This is a genomic window from Pseudomonas sp. HC1(2025) (assembly GCF_058742075.1).
This window is the reverse complement of record NZ_CP196017.1, coordinates 2,479,025-2,499,653: the sequence shown is the minus strand read 5'-3', so window position 1 is coordinate 2,499,653 and position 20,629 is coordinate 2,479,025. Positions and strand designations below refer to the sequence as shown.

The window sequence follows — 20,629 nt, the reverse complement described above, 5'->3', positions numbered from 1 at the left end:
TATGTCCAATCAAACCATCAAGACGCCGTGCGTCGGCCTGTGTTCCACCGTGTATGGCGACCTGGTGTGCCGTGGCTGCAAGCGCTATCACCATGAAGTCATTCAGTGGAATGGCTACAGCGCCGAGGAAAAACAAGCGGTCTGGCTGCGCCTCGAACAGTTGCTGGTGCAGGTCATGGCCAGCAAGCTGGAGGTGTTTGATCCTGCGCGCCTGCGCCAACAGTTGGAGGAGCGCAAGATCCGCTTTATGCCGCACCAGTCGCCGTATTGCTGGGCCTATCAGTTGATTGCCAGGGGCGCACGGGTGATTTCCCGGCTGGATGCGTACGGGTTGGTGTTGCTGCCCGAGTTTCGTGAGCGGCACCTGGCGGATTTGCGTGATGCGATTGATCGGGAGTTTTTCCTGCTATCGGAGGCGCATTACCAGCGCTATATCGCGCCGGATTTTTTGCGTGAGGCGTTTGGGCCTCAGTTGATAGCCACTCTCTAAAGCACACCACAAACCCCTGTGGGAGCGGGCTTGTGTGGGAGCGGGCTTGCCCGCGATGGCGGTGGGTCAGTCACCTATGCATCAACTGACACTACGCCATCGCGGGCAAGCCCGCTCCTACAATGAGTCCTCATATACCTTGAGGTGTCAGTGGGTCCACGACGCCGCACGCTCGGTGTGCAGGCCGTACCGTTCAATCGCCTGCTGGCACACCTGCGCCTCCAGGCTGCCCTGCTCCACCAGGGCGGCCAGCGCGGCAAGCACGATGTGGTGGCGGTCCACCTCGAAGAAGTCGCGCAACGCCGCACGGGTGTCGCTGCGCCCGAAGCCATCGGTGCCCAGCACGGTGTAGCTGGAACCCAGGTAGGAACCGATCATCTGTGGCACGGCGCGTACGTAGTCCGACACTGCAACCACTGGCGCACCCTCGGGCAGGCAGGTCGCCAGGTGGCTGCGCTGCGGTTCTTGTAGCGGATGCAGGCGGTTCCAGCGCTCCACCTCGCGCGCATCGCGGGCCAGTTCGCTGAAGCTGGTCACGCTGAACACCTCGCTGGCGATCTGCCAATCGTCTGCCAGCAACTGCGCGGCGGCCTGGGCCTCGCGCACCAGGGTGCCGGAGCCGAGCAGGCGCACCTTGGCCCCGGCGCTGCCATCGAGGCGGTACATGCCCTTGATGATCGCCGCTTCGACGCCCTCGGGCAGGCTCGGCTGCGGGTAGTTTTCGTTCATCAGGGTCACGTAGTAGAACTCGTCCACATCGTGCTCAAGCATCTGGCGCATGCCATGGTCGAGAATCACCGCAAATTCGCCGGCGAATGCCGGGTCGTAAGCGCGGCAGTTGGGCACAGTCGCGGCCATCAGATGGCTGCTGCCGTCCTGATGCTGCAAGCCCTCGCCGCCCAAGGTGGTCCGCCCTGCCGTGGCGCCGAGCAAAAAGCCCCGGGCGCGCTGGTCGGCGGCGGCCCAGATCAGATCGCCCACGCGCTGGAAGCCGAACATCGAGTAGTAGATGTAGAACGGCAGCATGCGCAAGCCATGCACCGAGTAACTGGTAGCCGCCGCGACCCAGGAACTGATAGCACTGGCTTCGCTGATGCCTTCCTCAAGGATCTGCCCGTCGGTGGCTTCGCGATAGCTGAGGATCGAGCCGATGTCCTCGGGCTCGTAGCGCTGGCCGACGCTGGAGTAGATGCCGATCTGCTTGAACAGGTTGGCCATGCCGAAGGTACGTGCCTCGTCGGCGACAATCGGCACGATCCGCGGGCCCAGGGCCTTGTCCTTCAGCAAATTGCTGAGCATGCGCACAAAGGCCATGGTAGTGGACATTTCCTTGCCTTCGGCCTGGGTCGCGAAGCCGCCGTAGCCACTCACCGGCGGCACAGGCACCGGCTCGGCGTGCTGGCTGCGGCTGGGCACATAACCGCCGAGGGCGGCGCGACGCTGGTGCAGGTAGCGCATCTCTGCGCTGTCGGCGGCGGGTTTGTAGAAGCTCAGGGATTCGGTCTGCTCGTCGCTCAAGGGCAACTGGAAGCGGTTGCGAAAGGCGATCAGCGCATCGCGGTCGAGTTTTTTCTGTTGGTGGGTGGTCATCTTGCCCTGCCCGGCTTCGCCCATGCCAAAGCCCTTCTTGGTCTGGGCCAGGATCACCGTGGGGCGCCCCTTGACCCGCCGCGCGGCGTGATAGGCCGCATGGATTTTCAGCATGTCGTGGCCGCCGCGCTTGAGACGGTCGATCTGCTCGTCGCTCAAGCCGGCCACCAGTTTGGCCAGGGACTCACTCTGGCCGAAGAAGTGCTCGCGGTTATAGGCACCGTCCTTGGCGGCAAAGGTCTGGAACTGCCCGTCCACGGTCTGGGACAAGGTGCGCACCAACGCACCGTCTTCATCCTTGGCCAGCAAGGCGTCCCAGTCCGAACCCCACACCAGCTTGATCACGTTCCAGCCAGCACCGGCAAACAGCGCCTCCAGTTCGTCAATGATCCGCCCATTGCCACGCACCGGGCCATCGAGGCGTTGCAGGTTGCAGTTGACCACCCAGGTCAGGTTGTCCAGGCCTTCGCGGGCCGCCAGGGTCAGGGCCGACATGCTTTCCGGCTCGTCCATCTCGCCGTCGCCGAACACGCCCCAGACGTGGCGGTCGGTGGTGTCCTGCAAGCCACGATGGTGCAGGTAACGCATAAAGCGCGCCTGGAAAATCGAACTGATCGGGCCAATCCCCATGGAGCCGGTGGGGAACTGCCAGAAGTCCGGCATCAACCATGGGTGCGGATAGCTGGACAGGCCACGGGCACCGGCCTTGACGGCGCCCAGCTCCTGGCGATAGTGGGCCAGGTCCTGCTCGCTCAAGCGGCCTTCAAGAAACGCCCGCGCGTAAATACCAGGCGCGGAATGCGGCTGGTAGAACACCAGGTCGCCGCCGACGTTGTCGTGGCGCGCACGGAAAAAATGGTTGAAGCCCACCTCGAACAGGTCCGCCGCGCTGGCATAGCTGGCGATATGGCCACCCAATTCGCCATAGGCCTGGTTGGCGCGGACCACCATGGCCAGGGCGTTCCAGCGCACCAGCGAGGCCAGGCGCTCTTCGGTGGCCAGGTCGCCGGGAAAGTGCGGCTGCTGGGCAACGCTGATGCTGTTGATGTAGGACGTGCCATGGCGCGGCTTCCAGCCGATGGCCGGGGTGTTGCCGGCGTCGGCCAGCATATCGAGGATCTCCCGCGCACGTTCGGGGCCGGCGTGGCGCACCAGGGAGTCCAGGGCATCGCGCCACTCGGTGAGCTCTTGCTGGTCAATGGCTGTTTGATTGACTGTCTTTACGAAACCGTTCATGGGCACCTCCGAGCTGTTTTTTCCAGTTTATGTCTGCCCAAAAGGATTTTTTGACTGTTCTGGCCAGGTGACGCGGCGATTTGCAGCACAAAACGCTTAAACACAGCTGATTAAAAGCACGTTGTGCTCCAACCACCTGAAACACCGCAATTGTGTTTAAAATGCCGCCCGTTTAATGATCGACGCTGCCCGATGACCCCAGACGCCCTCGCCCTGCTCCATTCCCATCTGCTCGAAGCCCTGCGCGACGTGCCCACAGAAACCCGGCGCCTGTTCCACGGCCGGGGCCGCTGCTGGCCGGGCCTGGAACAATTGACCGTGGATTGGTTGCAAGGCGTGGTGCTGGTCTCGTTGTTCAAGCAGCCAGAGCCTGCGCAGTTGCAAGCCTTGCAACACCAGTTGCGCGAGCTGTGCGAAAGCGGCGAATGGCAACAGGCCGGCGCCCACACCCTGGCTCTGCAACATCGCTACCTGCCGCAAAGCACCACCGAATGGTTGTGGGGGCAGATGGTCGACGAATTGACCATCACCGAAGGCGGCCTGCGTTATCGCATCGACCTGGGCAAAAAGCAGAACAGCGGGCTGTTTCTGGATATGCGCTACGGGCGCAACTGGGTGCGCGAGCACGCCCATGGCCTGCGGGTATTGAACCTGTTTGCCTACACCTGCGGGTTTTCCGTGGCCGCCATCGAGGGCGGCGCCGAGCATGTGGTCAACCTGGATATGGCCCGTGGCGCCCTGAGCCGGGGTCGCGACAACCACCGGCTCAATGGCCATGACCTGGGCAAGGTGAGTTTCCTGGGGCACGACTTGTTCAAGTCCTGGGCCAAGGTCACCGGCAACGGCCCCTACGACCTGGTGATCATCGATCCGCCGTCCTTCCAGAAAGGCAGCTTCCTGCTGACCAAGGATTACCAGCGCGTACTACGCCGCCTGCCGGACCTGCTGACGCCCCAAGGCACGGTACTGGCCTGCATGAATGACCCGGCGCTGGGCGAAGATTTCCTCATCGAGGGCGTCACCCGCGAAGCACCGGGGCTGCGCTTTGAGCAGCGCCTGGCAAACCCGCCGGAATTTCCTGATATCGATCCGCAAAGTGGCTTGAAGGCCCTGGTGTTCCGTCAGGGCTGATGCCGAATCCGTCAACGCTTGCTACCCTAGACCTAACGCCGTGGTGGTGAACCTTATCCCCACCTTCCCGGTCGATACTTGCATCCCTTGGCCAGATTCGACGCTAACTCGCCGTCGGCTGCCCTGTTTCACCTTTTGGAGAACGCCCCTGTGATATCGACCCTGCATGTAGCCAGACTCAAAGCCTGGGGCGCCCATGGTTTTACCGCCACCGGCGTGGTGCTGGCCTTCCTCGCGACGCTGGCGCTGCTGGAGAACCAGCCCAAGGCCTGCCTGCTGTGGCTGGGCCTGGCGTTGATCGTGGATGGCGTGGACGGGTCGCTGGCGCGGCGGGTCAATGTGCAGACCGTGTTGCCAAGCTTCGATGGCTCGGTGCTCGACCTGGTGATCGATTACCTGACGTATGTGTTTATCCCGGCGCTGTTCATCTACCGCTATATCGACCTGCCGGACTTCACCCACCTGTTCACCGTCTCGGTGATCCTGGTGTCATCGCTGTTCTGCTTCTGCAACGTCAATATGAAGAGCAAGGACAACTACTTCCAAGGCTTCCCGGCGGCCTGGAACGTGGTGGCGCTGTGTGTCTACATCATCGATCCGGACGGCTGGATCACCCTGGCCACGGTGATCGGCCTGGCGCTGCTGACAGTCACGCCGATGAAGTTCCTGCACCCGTTCCGGGTCAAGCGCTTTATGCCGATCAATATTGCGGTGACCACGGTGTGGCTGCTGTGCAGCCTGTTGCTGGTGATCGACCGGCCGTACACCAACACGTTGACCATGGGCCTGTGGTTGTTGATGTCGGCGTACTTCCTGGGGATTTGTATCTGGCGCACGGCAGTGGAGTGGTTGGATAAATCGCGTAAGGCATGATGTGCGGCGCCATCGCCGGCAAGCCGGCTCCTACAAAAGCACAATCCCTTGTAGGAGTTGGCTTGCCAGCGATAATCCTCAACGATAACGCTCGGTACCTGACACCCTGCGATCGATAACAGAGTGTGGGCAGGGTCAGAACGCCAGCTTGAAACCAATCAACCCCAGCATCACCGCCAGGCACGGGCGCAGCAGTTCGTCCGGCACCCGGCCTGACATGTGGCTGCCAACGTAGATCCCCGGCAGCGACCCCATCAGCAAGAACCCCAACAAATGCCAGTCCATGTTGCCCATGCTCGCGTGCCCTAGGCCGGCGACCAGGGTCAGCGGGACTGCGTGGGCGATTTCGGTGCCCACCAGGCGTTTGGTGGCCAGGAACGGGTACAGGATAAACAGCGCCACGGTGCCCAGGGCGCCGGCACCGATGGACGTCAGGGCGACCATGGTGCCGAGGATCGCACCGGTGAATACCGTCAGCCCGTTGAGATTGCGCGGGCTCATATGGTAGTGGTCGCCTGCATGGTGCTGGGCAAAGGCCAAGAGTTTTTTCTTGAACAGAATCGCCAGGGCCGTCAGCAACAGCACCACACCCAGGGCTTGCTTGATCACCTCGTTCATCGCGCTCGGATCGGTGTGCAGGCTCTTGAGGAACCACAACGTCAGCAACACCGCCGGCACGCTGCCCAGGGTCAGCCAGCCGGTGATGGTCCAGTCGATATTCCTGTTCTTGCCATGCACCAGCACCCCGCCGGACTTGGTGATGGCTGCATACAGCAGGTCGGTGCCCACGGCCGTGGCCGGGTTGATGCCAAACCACAACAGGATCGGAGTCATCAGCGACCCACCCCCGACGCCGGTCATACCGACGATAAAACCAACGATCAGGCCTGCAACTACAAAACCAAAATTACCCACATCCATTACAACTACCTGCGGCCTTATAAAATTCTGGCGGCAGCATAGCGATTTTTCTTATAACGACTTATATCAATACGATCTGACTTTATTCCTTTTTCAGCTCACAGATTTATTTGTCGCGCCGTGCATCCAGTCAGCCGCGCCATGAGTAGTACAGGAAGTAGCCCTTGCGCTGCTTTGCTGTTCACCCTTATGGAGAGACACCAATGAACACTAAACCGCTGCTCTGCCTGACCTGCCTGCTTATCGCCGCCCCAACAGCCTTTGCCCAGGCCACCCTGCCCGACAGCATCAAAGTGCCGGATGGCCACAAGGTGACCATGCAAACCACGGGTGTCGGCGAAATCACCTACGAATGCCGCGACAAGGCCAACGCTGCCGGCCAGACCGAATGGGTGTTCGTCGGCCCCAAGGCAGTACTCAATGATCGTAGCGGCAAGCAGGTGGGTACCTACTTCGGCCCGCCCGCCACCTGGCAGGCCCAGGACGGTTCGAAAGTCACCGGCACGCAACTGGCCGTAGCGCCGTCCAGCGCGGGCAACCTGCCCTATCAACTGGTCAAGGCCAACCCCGCCGAAGGCAAGGGTGCAATGAGCGGTGTCAGCTATATCCAGCGCGTGGCACTCAAAGGTGGCGTGGCGCCGAGCGCCGAATGCAGCACCGCCAACAAGGGCAAGCAGGAAGTGGTGAAGTACCAGGCGGACTACATCTTCTGGGCGGCCAAATAATGCGCCTGGCAAAAAAACTCGTCTAAGCTGCTGCGCTAGCACCCCGGCCATTCGCGGCCGGGGATTGACCCTGAAAAGGCGGCCCCAGTCCTTGCCCGAACCTCTCTTTGACTATGAAGCCTGCCTGTTGGCCTGCGCCCGCGGCGAACAGCACGCCTTGCGTCAGTTGTACGAACAGGATTGCGCCCGGCTGCTCGGCGTGGCCAAGCGCATTGCGCGGGATACGGCGCTGGCGGAGGACATCGTGCATGAGGCGTTTATCAACATCTGGAACGGCGCCGGCGGCTTCGACCCGCGCCGGGGTTCGGCCCGTGGCTGGGTGTATAGCGTGACCCGGCATATGGCGCTCAACGTCATGCGTAAAACGGGCCGTGAAGTCGCGCTCAGCGACGAGCATGAACACACACTGGTGGCTGAATCCAGCGCCGCGCATTTCGAATACCGCGCCCGTAGCGCCAAGGTTTACCAGTGCCTGGAACACCTGGAGCCGTCGCGCCGCAGTTGTATCTTGCATGCGTATGTCGACGGCCTGTCCCACAGTGAAATCGCACAGAAACTGGGCACCCCGCTGGGGACTGTCAAAGCCTGGATCAAACGCAGCCTCGCGGCCTTGCGTGAGTGCATGGCATGACTCCCGACGAATTGGACGAACTGGCCAGCGAATACGTGCTGGGCACCCTGGCAGCCGAGCAACGCCTGCACGTGCAGCAACGGCTGGAGCACGATGGGCCCTTGCGGGCGGCGGTGGATGCCTGGGAACAGCGCCTGTTGCCGCTGACCGAACTGGCCGCGCCGGTGGCGCCGTCGCCCTACCTGTGGCGGCGCATTGAGCGCAGCCTGGGCCATCGCGCGGTGGGCGATACGCCGTCGGTGCCGTGGTGGAACCTGCTGGCGCTGTGGCGTGGCCTGGCCGGTGCTGGCTTGTTGGCCAGCCTGGTCCTGGCCGCGCTGCTGCTGGCCCGCCCCGCTGCCGTCAACCCTACCGCCTACGTGGTGGTGCTGATGGCCCCGCAAAGCCAGGCGCCCGGCTGGGTAGTCCAGGCCAGCGACAGTCAGCAAATCCAACTGATCCCCCTGGGCGTGATGGAAATACCGGTAGACAAGGCACTGGAATTCTGGACCAAGGGTGAGGACTGGCAAGCCCCGGTTTCCCTGGGGCTGGTCAAGCCGGGGCAGAGCCTGTCGATCCCATTGGACAAACTGCCACCGCTGGCGCCGAACCAGTTGTTCGAGATGACCCTGGAAGGCCCCAATGGCTCGCCGACCGGTAAGCCGACCGGGCCGATCCAGGCGATTGGCCGCGCGGTGAAGGTGATCTAGCACTGGATTAAAACGCCGACTCGCGCCATCCTCCGCGTTTTACGCCGCCTTAACTGCGGCGCTTGACGCTCAAAGGATATGTTCATGCACGACCAAGCCCTCGCCCCTGCCGATTTCGAGTTCATCGAAGACATTCTGCTCAAGTACGGCGACGACAACTCGGTGTTGAACCTGGCCGAGCTCGATGGTTACTTCACCGCCCTGGTGTCCGGCCCGGCACCGGTGGAGGTTGCCATCTGGTTCCCGGCCATCTGGGGAGGCCAGATCCCGGCATGGGAAAGCAAGGAAGAGCTGGGGCAATTCATCGACCTGTGCACCCGCCATCTCAATAGCATTGCTCTGCAGTTGGCCACCGATGCCGAGGGTTTCCAGGCGCGTTTTGAACAAACCGAACACCAGGGCCTGCCGTTGACCCTCGCGGAAGAATGGTGCTTTGGCTATATCCGTGGCGCCGCGATCAGCGAATGGCCGCCCCTGCCGAGCGAACAGGCGGCACAGTTCGAAGCCATCTCCTGGTGCGCCGAGCAGGACAACTTCGAATTGCCGGCCGACCTGGATGTCCCGGCCCACCAACAACACGTCGCGCGCATCGAACCGGCCGCCAGGGCCTTGCATGCCTATTGGCTGAGCCAGCGCGGTTAAACCTGCGCCACGATTTGACCCTGCCGTGCCGGATGGTCGATTATTCGTCTCCGCCAGCCGGCCACTCCCAGCCACCGCGCCTTGAATCAGGAGCCTTGTACCTTGAGTTCGCAGAAAACCGTGACCGTGACACCGCCCAACTTTCCATTGCACGGCAAGGTAGCGCCTCCCGGCTCCAAATCCATCACCAACCGCGCCCTGCTGCTGGCGGCCCTGGCCAAGGGCACCAGCCGCCTGAGCGGCGCGCTGAAAAGCGACGACACCCGGCATATGTCCGTGGCCTTGCGCCAGATGGGCGTAACCATTGACGAGCCGGATGACGTGACCTTTGTCGTCACCGGCCACGGCAAGCTACAACTGCCGGCGCAACCGTTGTTCCTGGGCAACGCCGGCACCGCGATGCGCTTTCTCACAGCCGCCGTGGCGACCGTGGAAGGCAGCGTGGTACTGGATGGCGACGCGTACATGCAAAAGCGCCCGATCGGCCCGCTGCTGGCGACCCTGAACCAGAACGGCATCCAGGTACAAAGCCCCACCGGCTGCCCGCCCGTGACCGTGCATGGTCGCGGCAAGGTGCAGGCCAAGCGCTTCGAGATCGACGGCGGCCTGTCCAGCCAGTACGTGTCGGCGCTGTTGATGCTCGCGGCCTGCGGCGAGGCCCCGATCGAGGTGGCCCTGACCGGCAAAGACATCGGCGCCCGTGGTTATGTCGACCTGACCCTCGATTGCATGCGCGCGTTTGGCGCCCAGGTGGACGTGGTCAACGACAGCACCTGGCGCGTGGCCCCGACCGGCTACACCGCCAATGATTACCTGATCGAACCCGACGCTTCTGCCGCCACCTATCTGTGGGCCGCCGAAGTGCTGACCGGCGGCAGCATCGACCTGGGCGTCGCCGCACAGGATTTCACCCAGCCCGACGCCAAGGCCCAGGCCGTGATCGCCCAGTTCCCGCAGATGCCGGCCACGGTGGTCGGCTCGCAGATGCAGGACGCCATCCCGACCCTGGCGGTGCTGGCGGCGTTCAACAATACGCCGGTGCGCTTCACCGAACTGGCCAACCTGCGGGTCAAGGAGTGCGACCGCGTCCAGGCGCTGCATGACGGCCTCAACGAAATTCGCCCGGGCCTGGCGACCATCATCGGTGACGACTTGCTGGTCGCCAGCGATCCGGCGTTGGCCGGCACTGCGTGCACCGCGCTGATCGACACCCACGCCGACCACCGCATCGCCATGTGCTTTGCGCTGGCGGGGCTGAAAGTCTCGGGCATCAAGATTCAGGACCCGGACTGCGTGGGCAAGACCTATCCTGAGTACTGGAACGCCCTGGGCAGCCTGGGCGTGCAACTGACCTACTGAGCCGTCAGCACCAGCGTGGGGAGGGAGTGATCATGACAATTCGCCAGCCCTGCCCACCTGCTGTATGTGACTGCGAGCGCGAGCAACTGCTCGAGGCGCCCGGCACCGACCAGCGCATCCTGCAACTGACCCGCCAGGAAGAAAAAAAGCTGCTCGAACGCCTGGAAAACCTGCAAAGCCTGGCCGACCTGGAACGCATGCAACAGCTGATGCACCAGCAACTGGGCATCCGCGTGCACATAGCCCCAGGGCATACCGAAGTCAAAAGCATGCGCGGGATCCAGATCGTCATCGACGAACTGCCGGGCCTGTGTCGCAAGACCCGGCAGTCGATTCCGGCAGCAATCCGCAAAGGGATGGAGAAGCGGCCGGAGATTGCCTATCGGCTGCTGGATGCCCACGACCTTTTCCGCGACAGCCCAACCCTGTAATGCCATTCAGTTAAGCGAACGCAATGCTCAAAGCAGCGCAGATCAAATGTGGGAGCGGGCTTGCCCGCGATAGCGGAGTGTCAGTCGACAGATATACCGACTGACATGACGCCATCGCGGGCAAGCCCGCTCCCACAGGGGATCTGCGCTTAACTGAACGACATTACGGCTTGCCGTCTCCTACAGGGCGGAGCGGGTTTGCACGAACAGTTGGGCCTTGCGGGTCATCTGGTCAAAATGCCGGTCACGCTGTTTCTCGGCATCGATCATCGCGCGCTTGCCGTGTTTGTGTAGCAGGTAGGTGTGGATTTGCCGCACCTCCAGCGAACTGTAGATCGACGCCACATCCAACACGCCCATCAGGCCATCGGTGCTGTAGTCGCGGGTGTTCATCAACACCTGGGTGCCACGCACGCCGCGCACCTGGAAACCCATGGCTTCGAACGCCGGGACTTTTTCCACCGCGCAGGTCAATTCACCATGGGGGTAGCGGCCGAGCATCTCGTCCATCATCGCCCGCGCCACGCCCTGGCGGCGGTGGCTGGCATGCACGGCCATATAGGCCACGCCGCAGGCCTCGGGATCGTCCTTGACCGGCAGGTACAGCAAGAAGCCGATGACCTTGGCCGGGTCCTGCTCATCCATCGCAACGATCAGCTCGACCGCAATTCCCTTGGCCCCGCCCACCGCCTCCAGGTACAGGTGCACTTCGTAGCCGATTGCATACTGGTAGACGTTGTACAGCAGGTTGCTCGGCGGGATGGCGACCATGCTGATATCAGTCAGGTAGTCGACCACCATCTGCAGGATCTGGCTGTTGACGGGCTCGGGGCATGGGCTGGCGTAGTGGGTAAGGGTGAACATCGAATTCCTGTTTCCTGGTCTTTCGCAATCAAGGCAGCGGGGATTGTACCTGTTCTGCGCCACACACCTCGCGCAAACAGCCGCGCAACCAACGATGCGCGAGGTCGGCATCCAGGCGTGGGTGCCAGAGCATCGCCACGCTGAACTCAGGGACTGGCACCGGCAGGGCAAAACTGCACAGGCCATCGCGCAGGCCGCGGGTATAGCGCTCGGGAACGCTGGCGATCAGGTCGGTCCTTTGCGCCAGGGCCACGGCCGTGGAGAACCCGGTGACGATGGTCGCCACGTCCCGCGTGAGGTGCAAGGCCTCAAGGGCATCGTCAATCTGCCCACGCTCGCGCCCGCGCCGCGACACATAGATATGCCGGCCGGCGGCGTAGCGCGCGGTGGTGATGGGGCCCTGGCTCAGTGGGTGGCCGGCGCGTACCACGCCGATAAAACGGTCGCGAAACAGCAACTGGGTCAGCACTTCCGGGTTGGCCGTGCTATCGACCACACCGGTTTCCAGGTCCACCCCACTGTCGCGCAGCGCTGCACCGGGCTTGTGCACAAAGTGCAGGCGCACCCCGGGTGCCTGTTCGGCGACTCGGGCGATCAGCGCCGGGCCGAAACTTTCGACAAAACCTTCGCTGGTGCGCAGCACAAAGGTGCGCACCAGGCCCTTGAGGTCCAGGACCTGCAGCGGCCGCAACAGCGCTTGGGCATCTTGCACCAGTTGGCTGACCTGCTCGCGCAGTTGCAGGGCGCGTGGTGTCGGTACCAGGCCGCGGCCGGCGCGCACCAACAAGGGGTCGCCGGTGGTTTGGCGCAGCCGCGCCAACGCGCGGCTCATGGCCGAGGGGCTCAGGCCCAGGCGCTGGGCGGCACGGACGACGCTGCCTTCGGTGAGCAGTACGTCCAGGGTAATCAGCAGGTTGAAGTCAGGCAGCGACACGGCGGCAATCCTCATCAGGCGTTTGACGCATGTATAGAGTGCAACCGATGCGTCTTCCGCCATGTTAGGCGACGCCGTAGATTGCGGGCAACGGCCACGGTGCAGCACGAGGACATCCCATGACATCCCCTTCCCCACGCGGCGCACTCGCCGGTTTGTCGCTGTGCATGTTGTTGGCCTCGCTGGGCACCAGCATTGCCAATGTCGGCCTGCCCCAGATGGCCGAGGCCTTTGCTGCAACCTTTGCCGCGGTGCAGTGGGTGGTGCTGAGCTACTTGCTGGCGACCACTGTCGTGCTGGTAGGGGTCGGCCGTCTGGGCGACCGCTTCGGCCATCGCCGCCTGCTGCTGGCGGGCCTGCTGGTGTTCGCCGTGGCCTGTGCCCTGTGCAGTACCGCGCCGTCCCTGGGCATGTTGGTCGCGGCGCGGGCACTGCAAGGGTTTGGCGCGGCGGTCATGCTGGCAATGACCATGGCGCTGGTCGCGGCCACCGTCCCCAAAGAGCAGACCGGGCGCGTCATGGGGTTGCTGGGGACCCTGTCGGCGGTAGGCACCGGCCTGGGGCCGGCCATTGGTGGCGCGCTGATTGCCGCGTCTGGCTGGCGCGCGCTGTTTCTAGTGATGCTGCCGTTGGCCGCCCTCGCTTGTGTGCTGGTAAGAGGCACACCGGCCGATAGCGACCCGCAAGCCTTAGGCGCTGGCCGCTTCAGTGTATTCGCGACACTCCATGACCGCGCCCTGGGCGCCGGGCTTGGCATGAGTACGCTGGTGGCGGCGGTGATGATGACCACCCTGGTCGCCGGGCCGTTTTACCTGAGCCATGGCCTCGGACTCGACCCCGCGCAAATGGGCCTGGCCATGGCCGTCGGCCCCTGTAGCGCGGCGCTGGCGGGTGTACCGGCCGGGCGCCTGACCGACCGCTGCGGCAGCTACGCCACCACACTGGGTGGCCTGCTGTGCATGCTGGCCGGCTGCCTGGTGCTGGCGTTGATGCCCCTGGACGCCGCCGGTTACATCGGCGCGCTGCTGATCCTCACCCTGGGCTACGCGCAATTCCAGGCGGCCAACAACACGGCGGTGATGAGCAATGTGTCGGCGGGTCGACGCGGGGTGATTGCAGGCTGGCTGAACCTGTCGCGCAATCTGGGCCTGATAATCGGCGCGTGGGCACTGGGTGCAGTGTTTGCCTGGGGCACGGGCGATATCCATTCTGCCCTGCCACCAGCGGTCGGCCAGGGCTTGCACATGGCCTTCGGGGTGGCCTCGGGGCTGGTCGTGCTGGCGCTGCTGTTGGCCTTCACGCGCCGGGTAAAAACGCTGCAAGCCAGCACGGCGCCTTGACAAGGGAAAATCGTAACGGCTATTGTCTGACAACCTGATTACCTAGGTTTTGCCATGCTTGAGCTCCAGCGTCCAGATTCCCTCGTCGTGCGTGTTGTCAGCGCCATACGGGCCGAGATTGACTCCGGACAACTGGCGCCCGAGTCGCGCCTGCCTACCGAGCAGCAGTTGGCGGAACAGCTGAATGTCAGCCGTTCGGTGGTGCGCGAGGCGATTGCCCAGCTCAAGGCCGATGGTGTACTGACCGCCCGGCGTGGCCTGGGCTCGTTTATTTCGCAGACCCCGGCCGGCACGGTGTTCCGCTTTCCGGAAAAGAACGGCCGGCGCCCTGACCTCGCGCAAATGTTCGAGGTGCGCCTGTGGATCGAAACCCAGGCGGCCTCCATTGCTGCCCAACGCCGCGACGCGGGCGACCTGCAACGCATGAAACGCGCCTTGCAGGAAATGCACGACAAGCGCGCCGACTTTGAAGCTGCAGCGCTGGCCGACGTGGAGTTTCACCGGGCCATCGCCGACGCCAGCAAAAACGAATACTTCGTCGCCTTCCACGACTTTTTGCGCAGCCAGTTGGCCAGCGCGCGCAAGACCGCCTGGGAAAACTCCGCCTCGCGCTTTGCCAGCGGCTCGGCCGATGCCACCCAGGAACACCAGGCGCTGTACCAGGCCATCGTCGACGCCGATCCCCAAGGCGCCGCCGCGGCCGCCGAAGCGCATTTGCGCGCGGCCGCCAAGCGCCTGCAACTGGAGCTGCCCGCTACCCACTGATCGACCCAAGACCGATAAAGCGTGCCTGCGGGCGCGCCGTTTTTTTAACAAAAACATTAGTCTGACAACCTGATAAGCAGACTGAAATGTACTGATTTAGGTAGCCCACATGATTTATGACTTTTGCATCATCGGCGGCGGCATTGTCGGCCTGGCCACCGCGATGGAGCTGCTCAAGCGCCAGCCCAACGCGTCCCTGGTGATCCTGGAAAAGGAAGCGTTGCTGGCCAAGCACCAGACCGGCCACAACAGCGGCGTGATCCATGCCGGCATCTATTACGCGCCGGGCAGCCTCAAGGCCGACCTATGCAAGCGCGGCGCCGAGGCCACCAAACAGTTCTGCCGCGAACATGGGATCAAGTTCGAGGTGTGCGGCAAGTTGCTGGTGGCCTCCACCGCCCTGGAAGTGCAGCGCATGGAAGCACTCTATGCGCGCTCGCAACTCAACGGGATGAAGGTCGAGCGCCTCGACGCCGAGCAGTTGCGTGCCCGCGAGCCGAACATTGTCGGCCTTGGCGGGTTGTTTTTGGATGCCACCGGGATTGTCGACTACCGCCAGGTCTGCGAAACCATGGCCGGGGTGATTCGCCGCAATGGCGGTGAGATCTGCCTGGAAAAAACCGTGATGGCGATTGCCGAAGACAGCGACAAAGTCACCGTCAGCACCCTCGACGGTGCCTGGCAGGCGCGGCACCTGGTGGTGTGCGCCGGCCTGCAATCGGACCGCCTGGCAACCCTGGCCGGGATCGATATCGACCACCAGATCATCCCGTTCCGGGGCGAGTATTTCCGCTTGCCCGCGTCGAAGAACAACATCGTCAACCACTTGATCTACCCGATCCCCGATCCGGAACTGCCGTTTCTGGGGGTGCACCTGACCCGCATGATCGATGGCAGCGTCACCGTCGGCCCCAATGCCGTGCTGGGCCTGGGCCGGGAGAACTACAAGAAGTTTTCCGTCAACTGGAAGGATGTGGCCGAGTACGCGCGCTTCCCCGGGTTCTGGAAAACCATCTGGCAGAACCTTGGCTCCGGCAGCGTGGAAATGAAGAACTCGTTGTTCAAATCCGGCTACCTGGAGCAATGCCGCAAGTATTGTCCGTCCCTGGAACTCGACGACCTGCTGCCCTACGAAGCCGGGATCCGCGCCCAGGCGGTGATGCGCGACGGCAGCCTGGTGCACGATTTCCTGTTCGCCCAGACGCCGCGCATGTTGCATGTGTGTAACGCGCCCTCACCGGCAGCCACCTCGGCCATTCCGATTGGCGAAATGATCGCCGACCGCATGTTCAGCCCCAACTAAATACCCCTGTAGGAGCTGTCTCGCCCCGCGAGACTGCGATGGCGGCGGCACAGGCAACCAATATATCGCTCGAGCCACCGCCATCGCAGCCTCGCCAAGGCTCGACAACTCCCACATTTGAGCGCGTTCGCAACACCCTAATAAATATAATGACTGAGAAGGAAGTACAGCATGACGGCAAAAGCCCACAACCCCGCCACGGTGGAAACCCCGGCACAAACCAAGAAACGCCTGCGCAAGGTCGCTGCCGCCACGATCTTCGGTTCGATGCTGGAGTGGTACGACTTCTACCTCTACGCAACCATGGCGGCGATTGTCTTTTCGAAGATCTTCTTTGATAACAGCGACCCGAAGACCGCGACCCTGATGGCGTTCTCCACCTTCGCCATCGGCTTCATCGCCCGCCCTTTCGGCGGCATTCTGTTCGGCTACCTGGGTGACAAGTTCGGTCGTAAACATGTGCTGGTGTTGACCTTCTGCATGATGGGCGTGTGCACCACGCTGATCGGCCTGATCCCCAGCTACGCCTCGATTGGTATCTGGGCGCCGATCATTCTGGTGTTTATCCGTATCATCCAGGGCCTGGGTGCCGGCGCCGAGTTGTCGGGCGCGGCAGTCACGTCCTACGAGCATGCGTCAGAAGGCAAGCGCGGCAGCCAGGGTGCCTGGCCGGCGCTGGGCTTGAACCTGGGCCTGCTGCTGTCATCGCTGACCGTGTACCTGCTGACCATCAATGGCAATGAGTTCCTGCTGGCCGGCGGCTGGCGCATCCCGTTTATCTGCAGCATCGCCCTGGTGGGCGTGGGCCTGTGGGTACGTAACAGTATCCCGGAAACCCCGGAGTTCAAGGAGCTGAGCAAGGAGCCGGCCAAGGCCAAGGTTTCGCCGCTCAAGGCACTGTTCAAGAACGACCTCAAGGGCCTGGCGGTGGTGTTCTTCGTGGCAATTGGCTACAACGCCCTCAGCTACATCTTCAAGACCTTTTCCCTGGCCTACCTCACCCAGTTCAAGGGTGTGGATGTGCACGTCACTTCGCTGTCGGTGACCATCGCCAGCCTGGTGGCGATTGTCGCCGTGCCGTGCTTCGGCTGGCTGTGTGACAAGTGGAGCAGCAAGTCGGTACTGGTGCTGGGCGGCGTGCTGTCGCTGCTGTTCGCCTACCCGTTCCTGGCGCTGCTGAACACCGGGGAAAGCCTGATGATCTACCTGGCCATCGGGATCGGCACCGGGATCCTCGCCCCCATGATGTTCGCGCCACAGGGTTCGTTCCTCAGCCGCCAGTTCCCGACCCAGACCCGCTCTTCAGGCTTCGGTACCGGGCGTGAAATCGGTACGGCCATCGCCGGTGGCCTGGCGCCGCTGGGTGCCTTGTCGATGGTGGCCGCCTCGACCACACACTCGACGGATGGCGTGGTGATCATCCTCGCCATCGCCTCGGTGCTGGTGGTGGTGTTTGCCCTGTGTGACCAGGGCCGCAAGCACTCGGCATTCAAGAACTAGGGGCAAAATGTTGTCCAAGGGGTGCATCTGCGCCCCTTGATCGCGCATCATGGGCACTTTCATGCTCAAGGGAAACGTCCATGCGCGTTCTGTCATTGATGATGGGTGTTACCACGCTGGCCGCCAGTCTGGCGTTTTGCGCCACGGCGTCGGCGAGCGAAGAGAGTCAATTGATCGACTCGATCAACCAGTACCGCAGCCAATTGCAGCGCTGCGCCGACCAGGGTTCCCAGGAGTTGCCGCCGCTGGCGGTCGACCCGCGCCTGGTACTGCCGGTCAATAATGTCGGCGATTTGCAGCAGGACCTGGCCCAGGCGGCCTACCCGATGGTGAATGTGCAAGCGATCAGCCTGTCCGGCCCGCGCGATGCGCAATCGGCGATGAAAGCGGTGCGCGAGAGTTTCTGCCGGGTAGTGCTGGACCCGCAATTCGTCGATATCGGCGTCAGCAACAATGGCCAGGACTGGCGCATTGTCCTCGCCCGCCCGCTGTTGAGCCGGGGCCTGGCCAGTTCCCAGGAGGCCGGCCCGCAGCTGCTGGAGATGGTCAACGCCGCCCGCAAGCAACCGCGCCAATGTGGCGAGAAGGCCTTCGCAGCCACCACCCCGCTGGCCTGGAACGCGCAACTGGCGAGCGCCGCCGACAGTCATGCACGCAACATGGCCAACCATAACTTCTTCGACCACCTGGACCGTGACGGCCGAACCCCGGGCGACCGCGCGGAACTGGCCGGTTATGCCGCCCAGCAGATCGGCGAAAATATTGCCGCTGGCCTTGATACGCCGCGCAAAGTGGTCGATGGCTGGCTCGCCAGCCCCGGGCATTGCGCCAACCTGATGAACCCGCAATTTCGCGAATTGGGCGCGGCCTATGGGCTGGATCCAAAAAGCGACGCAGGAATTTACTGGACCGCGCTGCTAGGCGTGCAGTAGCGCTGAACTGCCGGGCATTGCCCGGGTCTGTTGTTTGATATTGCGGTGCCATATCGCAGCGTGGGACGAACTAGGTGTTGAGTAGATGACAGACTGGCTACAAGGCTGCGGTGAAATGGCCGAACGGGTTCGCCGCCATGACTGGGCCAGCACCCCTCTGGGGCCAATGGACCAATGGCCGGATGTGCTCAAGACCACCGTGTCACTGAGCCTTGCTTCGCATTTTCCCCAGGCGGTGGTCTGGGGGCCGGGTTTGGTTACCCTGTACAACGACGCGTTCCTGCCGATCCTCGGTAACAAGCCCGACGCACTGGGCCAGCCCTTCAGTACCATCTGGCAGGAAGCCTGGAGCCAGATCAGCCCGATCGCCGACGCCGCATTTGCCGGGCACGCTACGTTTATCGAAGATTTCCCGCTGATCATCGAGCGCGGTGACGCACCGGAACAGGCCTATTTCACCTTTTGCTACAGCCCGATCCGCGATGCCGGCGGCACGGTCGTGGGCATTCTCGATACCGTCACCGAAACCACCAACTCCGTGTTCATGGCCCGCCGCCTCGCCGTGCTGGATGCAATCAGCAATGGGGTGGCCAATGCCACCGATCCGGCGGCGATCATGGCCGCCACCACACGGATCCTGGCGACCCACCTGAACCTGTCCAACTGCGCTTATGCAGACATGGAGGCCGATGAAGACGGCTTTACCATCCGCGACAACTGGGCCGCAGAAGGCTCGCCGAGCATCGTCGGAAATTACCGCCTGGCCGACTTCGGCCAATTGGCGGTCGAGCGCCTGCAGGCCGGCGAGCCGTTGATCATCAACGACAACCTGACGGAACTGACGCCCGAGGAAGCCGCGACCTTCCAGGCCATTGGCGTGACGGCGACCATTTGCATGCCCTTGATCAAGTCCGGGCGCTTGACCGCGCTGATGGCCATTCACGACCGCATCCCGCGCCGCTGGTCTTCCTACGACCTGGCGCTGCTGGGTGAAGTCACCGAACGCTCCTGGGCCCATATCGAACGGGTGCGGGCCGATGCCATCGTTCGCGAGGGCTTGTCGGCGCTGGCCGATTTGAATGCGACCCTGGAGCAGCGGGTGGTGGAACGCACCACTCTGCTTAACCAGACTGAGGCGGCGTTGCGTCAGTCGCAAAAGCTGGAAGCCATTGGCCAGTTGACCGGTGGTGTGGCCCACGACTTCAACAACCTGCTGACGATCATTCGCTCCTCGGTCGACTTCCTGCGCATGCCCAACCTGCCCGAAGAACGCCGCCAGCGTTATATGAGTGCCGTGACCGATACCGTAGAGCGTGCCAGCAAGCTGACCAGCCAATTGCTCGCCTTTGCCCGGCGCCAACCGCTGAACCCGCAAGTGTTCAATGTCGGCGTGCGCGTAAAGAACATCGGCGACATGTTGGAGACGGTCACCGGCGCGCGGATCCATGTCAGCGTCGAACTGCCTGAACTGGCCTGTTATGTCTGCGCGGACTCCAGCCAGTTTGAAACCGCCCTGATCAACATCGCCCTCAACGCCCGGGACGCGATGGACGGCCAGGGCACGCTGGTGCTGCGCCTGGAAAGAGACCAGCCGCTGCCGTGCATACGCGGGCATGGCGGCTCGAGCAAAGCCTTTGTCGCGATCTCCCTGGCGGACACCGGCAGCGGGATTGCCGGGGCGACCTTTGAACGCATCTTCGAGCCGTTCTTCACCACCAAGGAGGTTGGCAAAGGTACCGGGCTTGGGTTGTCGCAGGTATTCGGGTTCGCCAAGCAATCGGGAGGCAACGTCGATGTCGCCAGTGTGCTCGGCAAGGGCACCGTGTTTACCTTGTACCTGCCGCAGGTGGAGCCCGAAGCGATCCACGACTGCACCCTCCAGCCCCCCCTGGAACTGGACCCGGACGCCGTGCGCCGGCGCATCCTGATCGTGGAAGACAACCTGGAAGTGGGCCGCTTCGCCAACCAGATCCTGCAGGACCTGGGCTACCAGACGGTGTGGGCCACCCATGCCGAAGAAGCCCTGGAGATGATCGGCCCGGATGCCCGGGCGTTCGACGGGGTGTTTTCCGACGTGGTGATGCCGGGCATGGGCGGCGTGGCACTGGCCAGGGAATTGCGCCGGCGCCGGCCCGAGCTGCCGGTGATCCTCACCTCCGGTTACAGCGAAGAGCTGGCCAAGTCCGGCTATGACGGCTTTGAGTTCCTGGCCAAGCCCTACTCCGCCGACCAGATTTCACGAGTGCTGGCCAGGGCGATGGGCAAGGATTGAG

At 63.1% G+C, this 20,629-nt stretch carries 19 protein-coding genes; 15 read left to right on the top strand and 4 right to left on the bottom strand.

The features are described from left to right. The first annotated feature begins 1 nt into the window (after position 1). The gene (locus tag ACSSVH_RS11390) at positions 2–490 is read left to right on the top strand and encodes a DUF1289 domain-containing protein (RefSeq protein WP_170043229.1); all 489 of its coding nucleotides are present in this window, start codon (positions 2–4) and stop codon (positions 488–490) included. Positions 491–637: 147 nt separating this feature from the next. On the opposite strand, the gene mdeB is transcribed toward ACSSVH_RS11390, so the two are convergent. Then, on the bottom strand, positions 638–3,316 hold the full coding sequence (gene mdeB / locus ACSSVH_RS11385; protein ID WP_492634560.1) for an alpha-ketoglutarate dehydrogenase: 2,679 nt from the start codon (positions 3,314–3,316) through the stop codon (positions 638–640). Between the two features lie 192 nt (positions 3,317–3,508). Between mdeB and ACSSVH_RS11380 the strand changes: the two genes are divergently transcribed. Both ACSSVH_RS11380 and pcsA read left to right on the top strand, forming a co-directional pair. Further along, the gene (locus ACSSVH_RS11380) at positions 3,509–4,447 is read left to right on the top strand and encodes a class I SAM-dependent methyltransferase (RefSeq protein ID WP_492634559.1); all 939 of its coding nucleotides are present in this window, start codon (positions 3,509–3,511) and stop codon (positions 4,445–4,447) included. Positions 4,448–4,597: 150 nt separating this feature from the next. Beyond that, positions 4,598–5,320 carry a phosphatidylcholine synthase gene (gene pcsA, locus ACSSVH_RS11375; protein ID WP_172314951.1) on the top strand — a complete coding sequence of 241 codons (723 nt, stop codon included), beginning with the start codon at positions 4,598–4,600 and terminating at the stop codon, positions 5,318–5,320. A gap of 135 nt (positions 5,321–5,455) precedes the next feature. Here pcsA and ACSSVH_RS11370 read toward each other — a convergent pair whose 3' ends face one another. Continuing rightward, on the bottom strand, positions 5,456–6,241 hold the full coding sequence (locus ACSSVH_RS11370; protein WP_172314953.1) for a sulfite exporter TauE/SafE family protein: 786 nt from the start codon (positions 6,239–6,241) through the stop codon (positions 5,456–5,458). Between the two features lie 203 nt (positions 6,242–6,444). Here ACSSVH_RS11370 and ACSSVH_RS11365 point away from each other — a divergent pair, with 203 nt between their 5' ends. The 6 genes from ACSSVH_RS11365 (at position 6,445) to ACSSVH_RS11340 (ending at position 10,718) form a co-directional block, all read left to right on the top strand. Further along, positions 6,445–6,966: a DUF3455 domain-containing protein gene (locus ACSSVH_RS11365; protein ID WP_169957056.1), complete on the top strand. Its 522-nt coding sequence runs from the start codon at positions 6,445–6,447 to the stop codon at positions 6,964–6,966. A 91-nt stretch (positions 6,967–7,057) separates the two neighbouring features. Next, positions 7,058–7,597: a sigma-70 family RNA polymerase sigma factor gene (locus ACSSVH_RS11360; protein ID WP_169957055.1), complete on the top strand. Its 540-nt coding sequence runs from the start codon at positions 7,058–7,060 to the stop codon at positions 7,595–7,597. Then, positions 7,594–8,286 (top strand): anti-sigma factor, encoded by a 693-nt coding sequence (locus tag ACSSVH_RS11355; protein ID WP_492634558.1) that lies wholly within the window; start codon positions 7,594–7,596, stop codon positions 8,284–8,286. Before ACSSVH_RS11360 ends, ACSSVH_RS11355 begins: the two co-directional genes overlap by 4 nt. Positions 8,287–8,370: 84 nt before the next feature. After that, the gene (locus tag ACSSVH_RS11350; RefSeq protein WP_492634557.1) at positions 8,371–8,928 is read left to right on the top strand and encodes a UPF0149 family protein; all 558 of its coding nucleotides are present in this window, start codon (positions 8,371–8,373) and stop codon (positions 8,926–8,928) included. Positions 8,929–9,030: 102 nt separating this feature from the next. Beyond that, entirely contained in the window at positions 9,031–10,287 is a 1,257-nt protein-coding gene (gene aroA / locus ACSSVH_RS11345; protein WP_492634556.1) for a 3-phosphoshikimate 1-carboxyvinyltransferase, read from the top strand. Between the two features lie 32 nt (positions 10,288–10,319). Beyond that, positions 10,320–10,718: a hypothetical protein gene (locus tag ACSSVH_RS11340; RefSeq protein ID WP_170043224.1), complete on the top strand. Its 399-nt coding sequence runs from the start codon at positions 10,320–10,322 to the stop codon at positions 10,716–10,718. 180 nt (positions 10,719–10,898) lie between these two features. On the opposite strand, the gene ACSSVH_RS11335 is transcribed toward ACSSVH_RS11340, so the two are convergent. Continuing rightward, complete coding sequence (locus tag ACSSVH_RS11335; RefSeq protein ID WP_492634555.1) at positions 10,899–11,582, bottom strand: GNAT family N-acetyltransferase; 684 nt, start codon at positions 11,580–11,582, stop codon at positions 10,899–10,901. 28 nt (positions 11,583–11,610) lie between these two features. Beyond that, positions 11,611–12,516 (bottom strand): LysR family transcriptional regulator, encoded by a 906-nt coding sequence (locus ACSSVH_RS11330; protein WP_492634554.1) that lies wholly within the window; start codon positions 12,514–12,516, stop codon positions 11,611–11,613. A gap of 119 nt (positions 12,517–12,635) precedes the next feature. On the opposite strand from ACSSVH_RS11330, the gene ACSSVH_RS11325 reads away from it, so the two are divergent. The 6 genes from ACSSVH_RS11325 (at position 12,636) to ACSSVH_RS11300 (ending at position 20,628) form a co-directional block, all read left to right on the top strand. Further along, the gene (locus tag ACSSVH_RS11325; protein ID WP_492634553.1) at positions 12,636–13,856 is read left to right on the top strand and encodes an MFS transporter; all 1,221 of its coding nucleotides are present in this window, start codon (positions 12,636–12,638) and stop codon (positions 13,854–13,856) included. A 54-nt stretch (positions 13,857–13,910) separates the two neighbouring features. Continuing rightward, positions 13,911–14,621: a FadR/GntR family transcriptional regulator gene (locus ACSSVH_RS11320; protein WP_029295107.1), complete on the top strand. Its 711-nt coding sequence runs from the start codon at positions 13,911–13,913 to the stop codon at positions 14,619–14,621. 109 nt (positions 14,622–14,730) lie between these two features. Further along, positions 14,731–15,924: an L-2-hydroxyglutarate oxidase gene (gene lhgO / locus ACSSVH_RS11315; RefSeq protein ID WP_492634552.1), complete on the top strand. Its 1,194-nt coding sequence runs from the start codon at positions 14,731–14,733 to the stop codon at positions 15,922–15,924. A 171-nt stretch (positions 15,925–16,095) separates the two neighbouring features. Continuing rightward, complete coding sequence (locus ACSSVH_RS11310) at positions 16,096–17,424, top strand: MFS transporter (protein WP_090290982.1); 1,329 nt, start codon at positions 16,096–16,098, stop codon at positions 17,422–17,424. A gap of 80 nt (positions 17,425–17,504) precedes the next feature. Next, positions 17,505–18,356 carry a CAP domain-containing protein gene (locus ACSSVH_RS11305; protein ID WP_169957046.1) on the top strand — a complete coding sequence of 284 codons (852 nt, stop codon included), beginning with the start codon at positions 17,505–17,507 and terminating at the stop codon, positions 18,354–18,356. Between the two features lie 85 nt (positions 18,357–18,441). Next, positions 18,442–20,628, top strand: coding sequence for a response regulator (locus tag ACSSVH_RS11300; RefSeq protein WP_170058020.1), 2,187 nt, complete (start codon positions 18,442–18,444; stop codon positions 20,626–20,628). The last annotated feature ends 1 nt before the right edge of the window (position 20,629 follow it).

Excerpts from the sequence above, each read along its gene's own strand:
- ACSSVH_RS11340 (WP_170043224.1), top strand. The coding sequence starts at position 10,320 with ATGACAATTCGCCAGCCCTGCCCACCTGCTGTATGTGACTGCGAGCGC.
- ACSSVH_RS11380 (WP_492634559.1), top strand. The coding sequence starts at position 3,509 with ATGACCCCAGACGCCCTCGCCCTGCTCCATTCCCATCTGCTCGAAGCC.
- ACSSVH_RS11325 (WP_492634553.1), top strand. The coding sequence starts at position 12,636 with ATGACATCCCCTTCCCCACGCGGCGCACTCGCCGGTTTGTCGCTGTGC.
- ACSSVH_RS11390 (WP_170043229.1), top strand. The coding sequence starts at position 2 with ATGTCCAATCAAACCATCAAGACGCCGTGCGTCGGCCTGTGTTCCACC.
- lhgO (WP_492634552.1), top strand. The coding sequence starts at position 14,731 with ATGATTTATGACTTTTGCATCATCGGCGGCGGCATTGTCGGCCTGGCC.
- ACSSVH_RS11320 (WP_029295107.1), top strand. The coding sequence starts at position 13,911 with ATGCTTGAGCTCCAGCGTCCAGATTCCCTCGTCGTGCGTGTTGTCAGC.
- ACSSVH_RS11365 (WP_169957056.1), top strand. The coding sequence starts at position 6,445 with ATGAACACTAAACCGCTGCTCTGCCTGACCTGCCTGCTTATCGCCGCC.
- ACSSVH_RS11300 (WP_170058020.1), top strand. The coding sequence starts at position 18,442 with ATGACAGACTGGCTACAAGGCTGCGGTGAAATGGCCGAACGGGTTCGC.
- mdeB (WP_492634560.1), bottom strand. The coding sequence starts at position 3,316 with ATGAACGGTTTCGTAAAGACAGTCAATCAAACAGCCATTGACCAGCAA.
- ACSSVH_RS11350 (WP_492634557.1), top strand. The coding sequence starts at position 8,371 with ATGCACGACCAAGCCCTCGCCCCTGCCGATTTCGAGTTCATCGAAGAC.
- ACSSVH_RS11305 (WP_169957046.1), top strand. The coding sequence starts at position 17,505 with ATGCGCGTTCTGTCATTGATGATGGGTGTTACCACGCTGGCCGCCAGT.
- ACSSVH_RS11335 (WP_492634555.1), bottom strand. The coding sequence starts at position 11,582 with ATGTTCACCCTTACCCACTACGCCAGCCCATGCCCCGAGCCCGTCAAC.
- ACSSVH_RS11355 (WP_492634558.1), top strand. The coding sequence starts at position 7,594 with ATGACTCCCGACGAATTGGACGAACTGGCCAGCGAATACGTGCTGGGC.
- ACSSVH_RS11370 (WP_172314953.1), bottom strand. The coding sequence starts at position 6,241 with ATGGATGTGGGTAATTTTGGTTTTGTAGTTGCAGGCCTGATCGTTGGT.
- ACSSVH_RS11310 (WP_090290982.1), top strand. The coding sequence starts at position 16,096 with ATGACGGCAAAAGCCCACAACCCCGCCACGGTGGAAACCCCGGCACAA.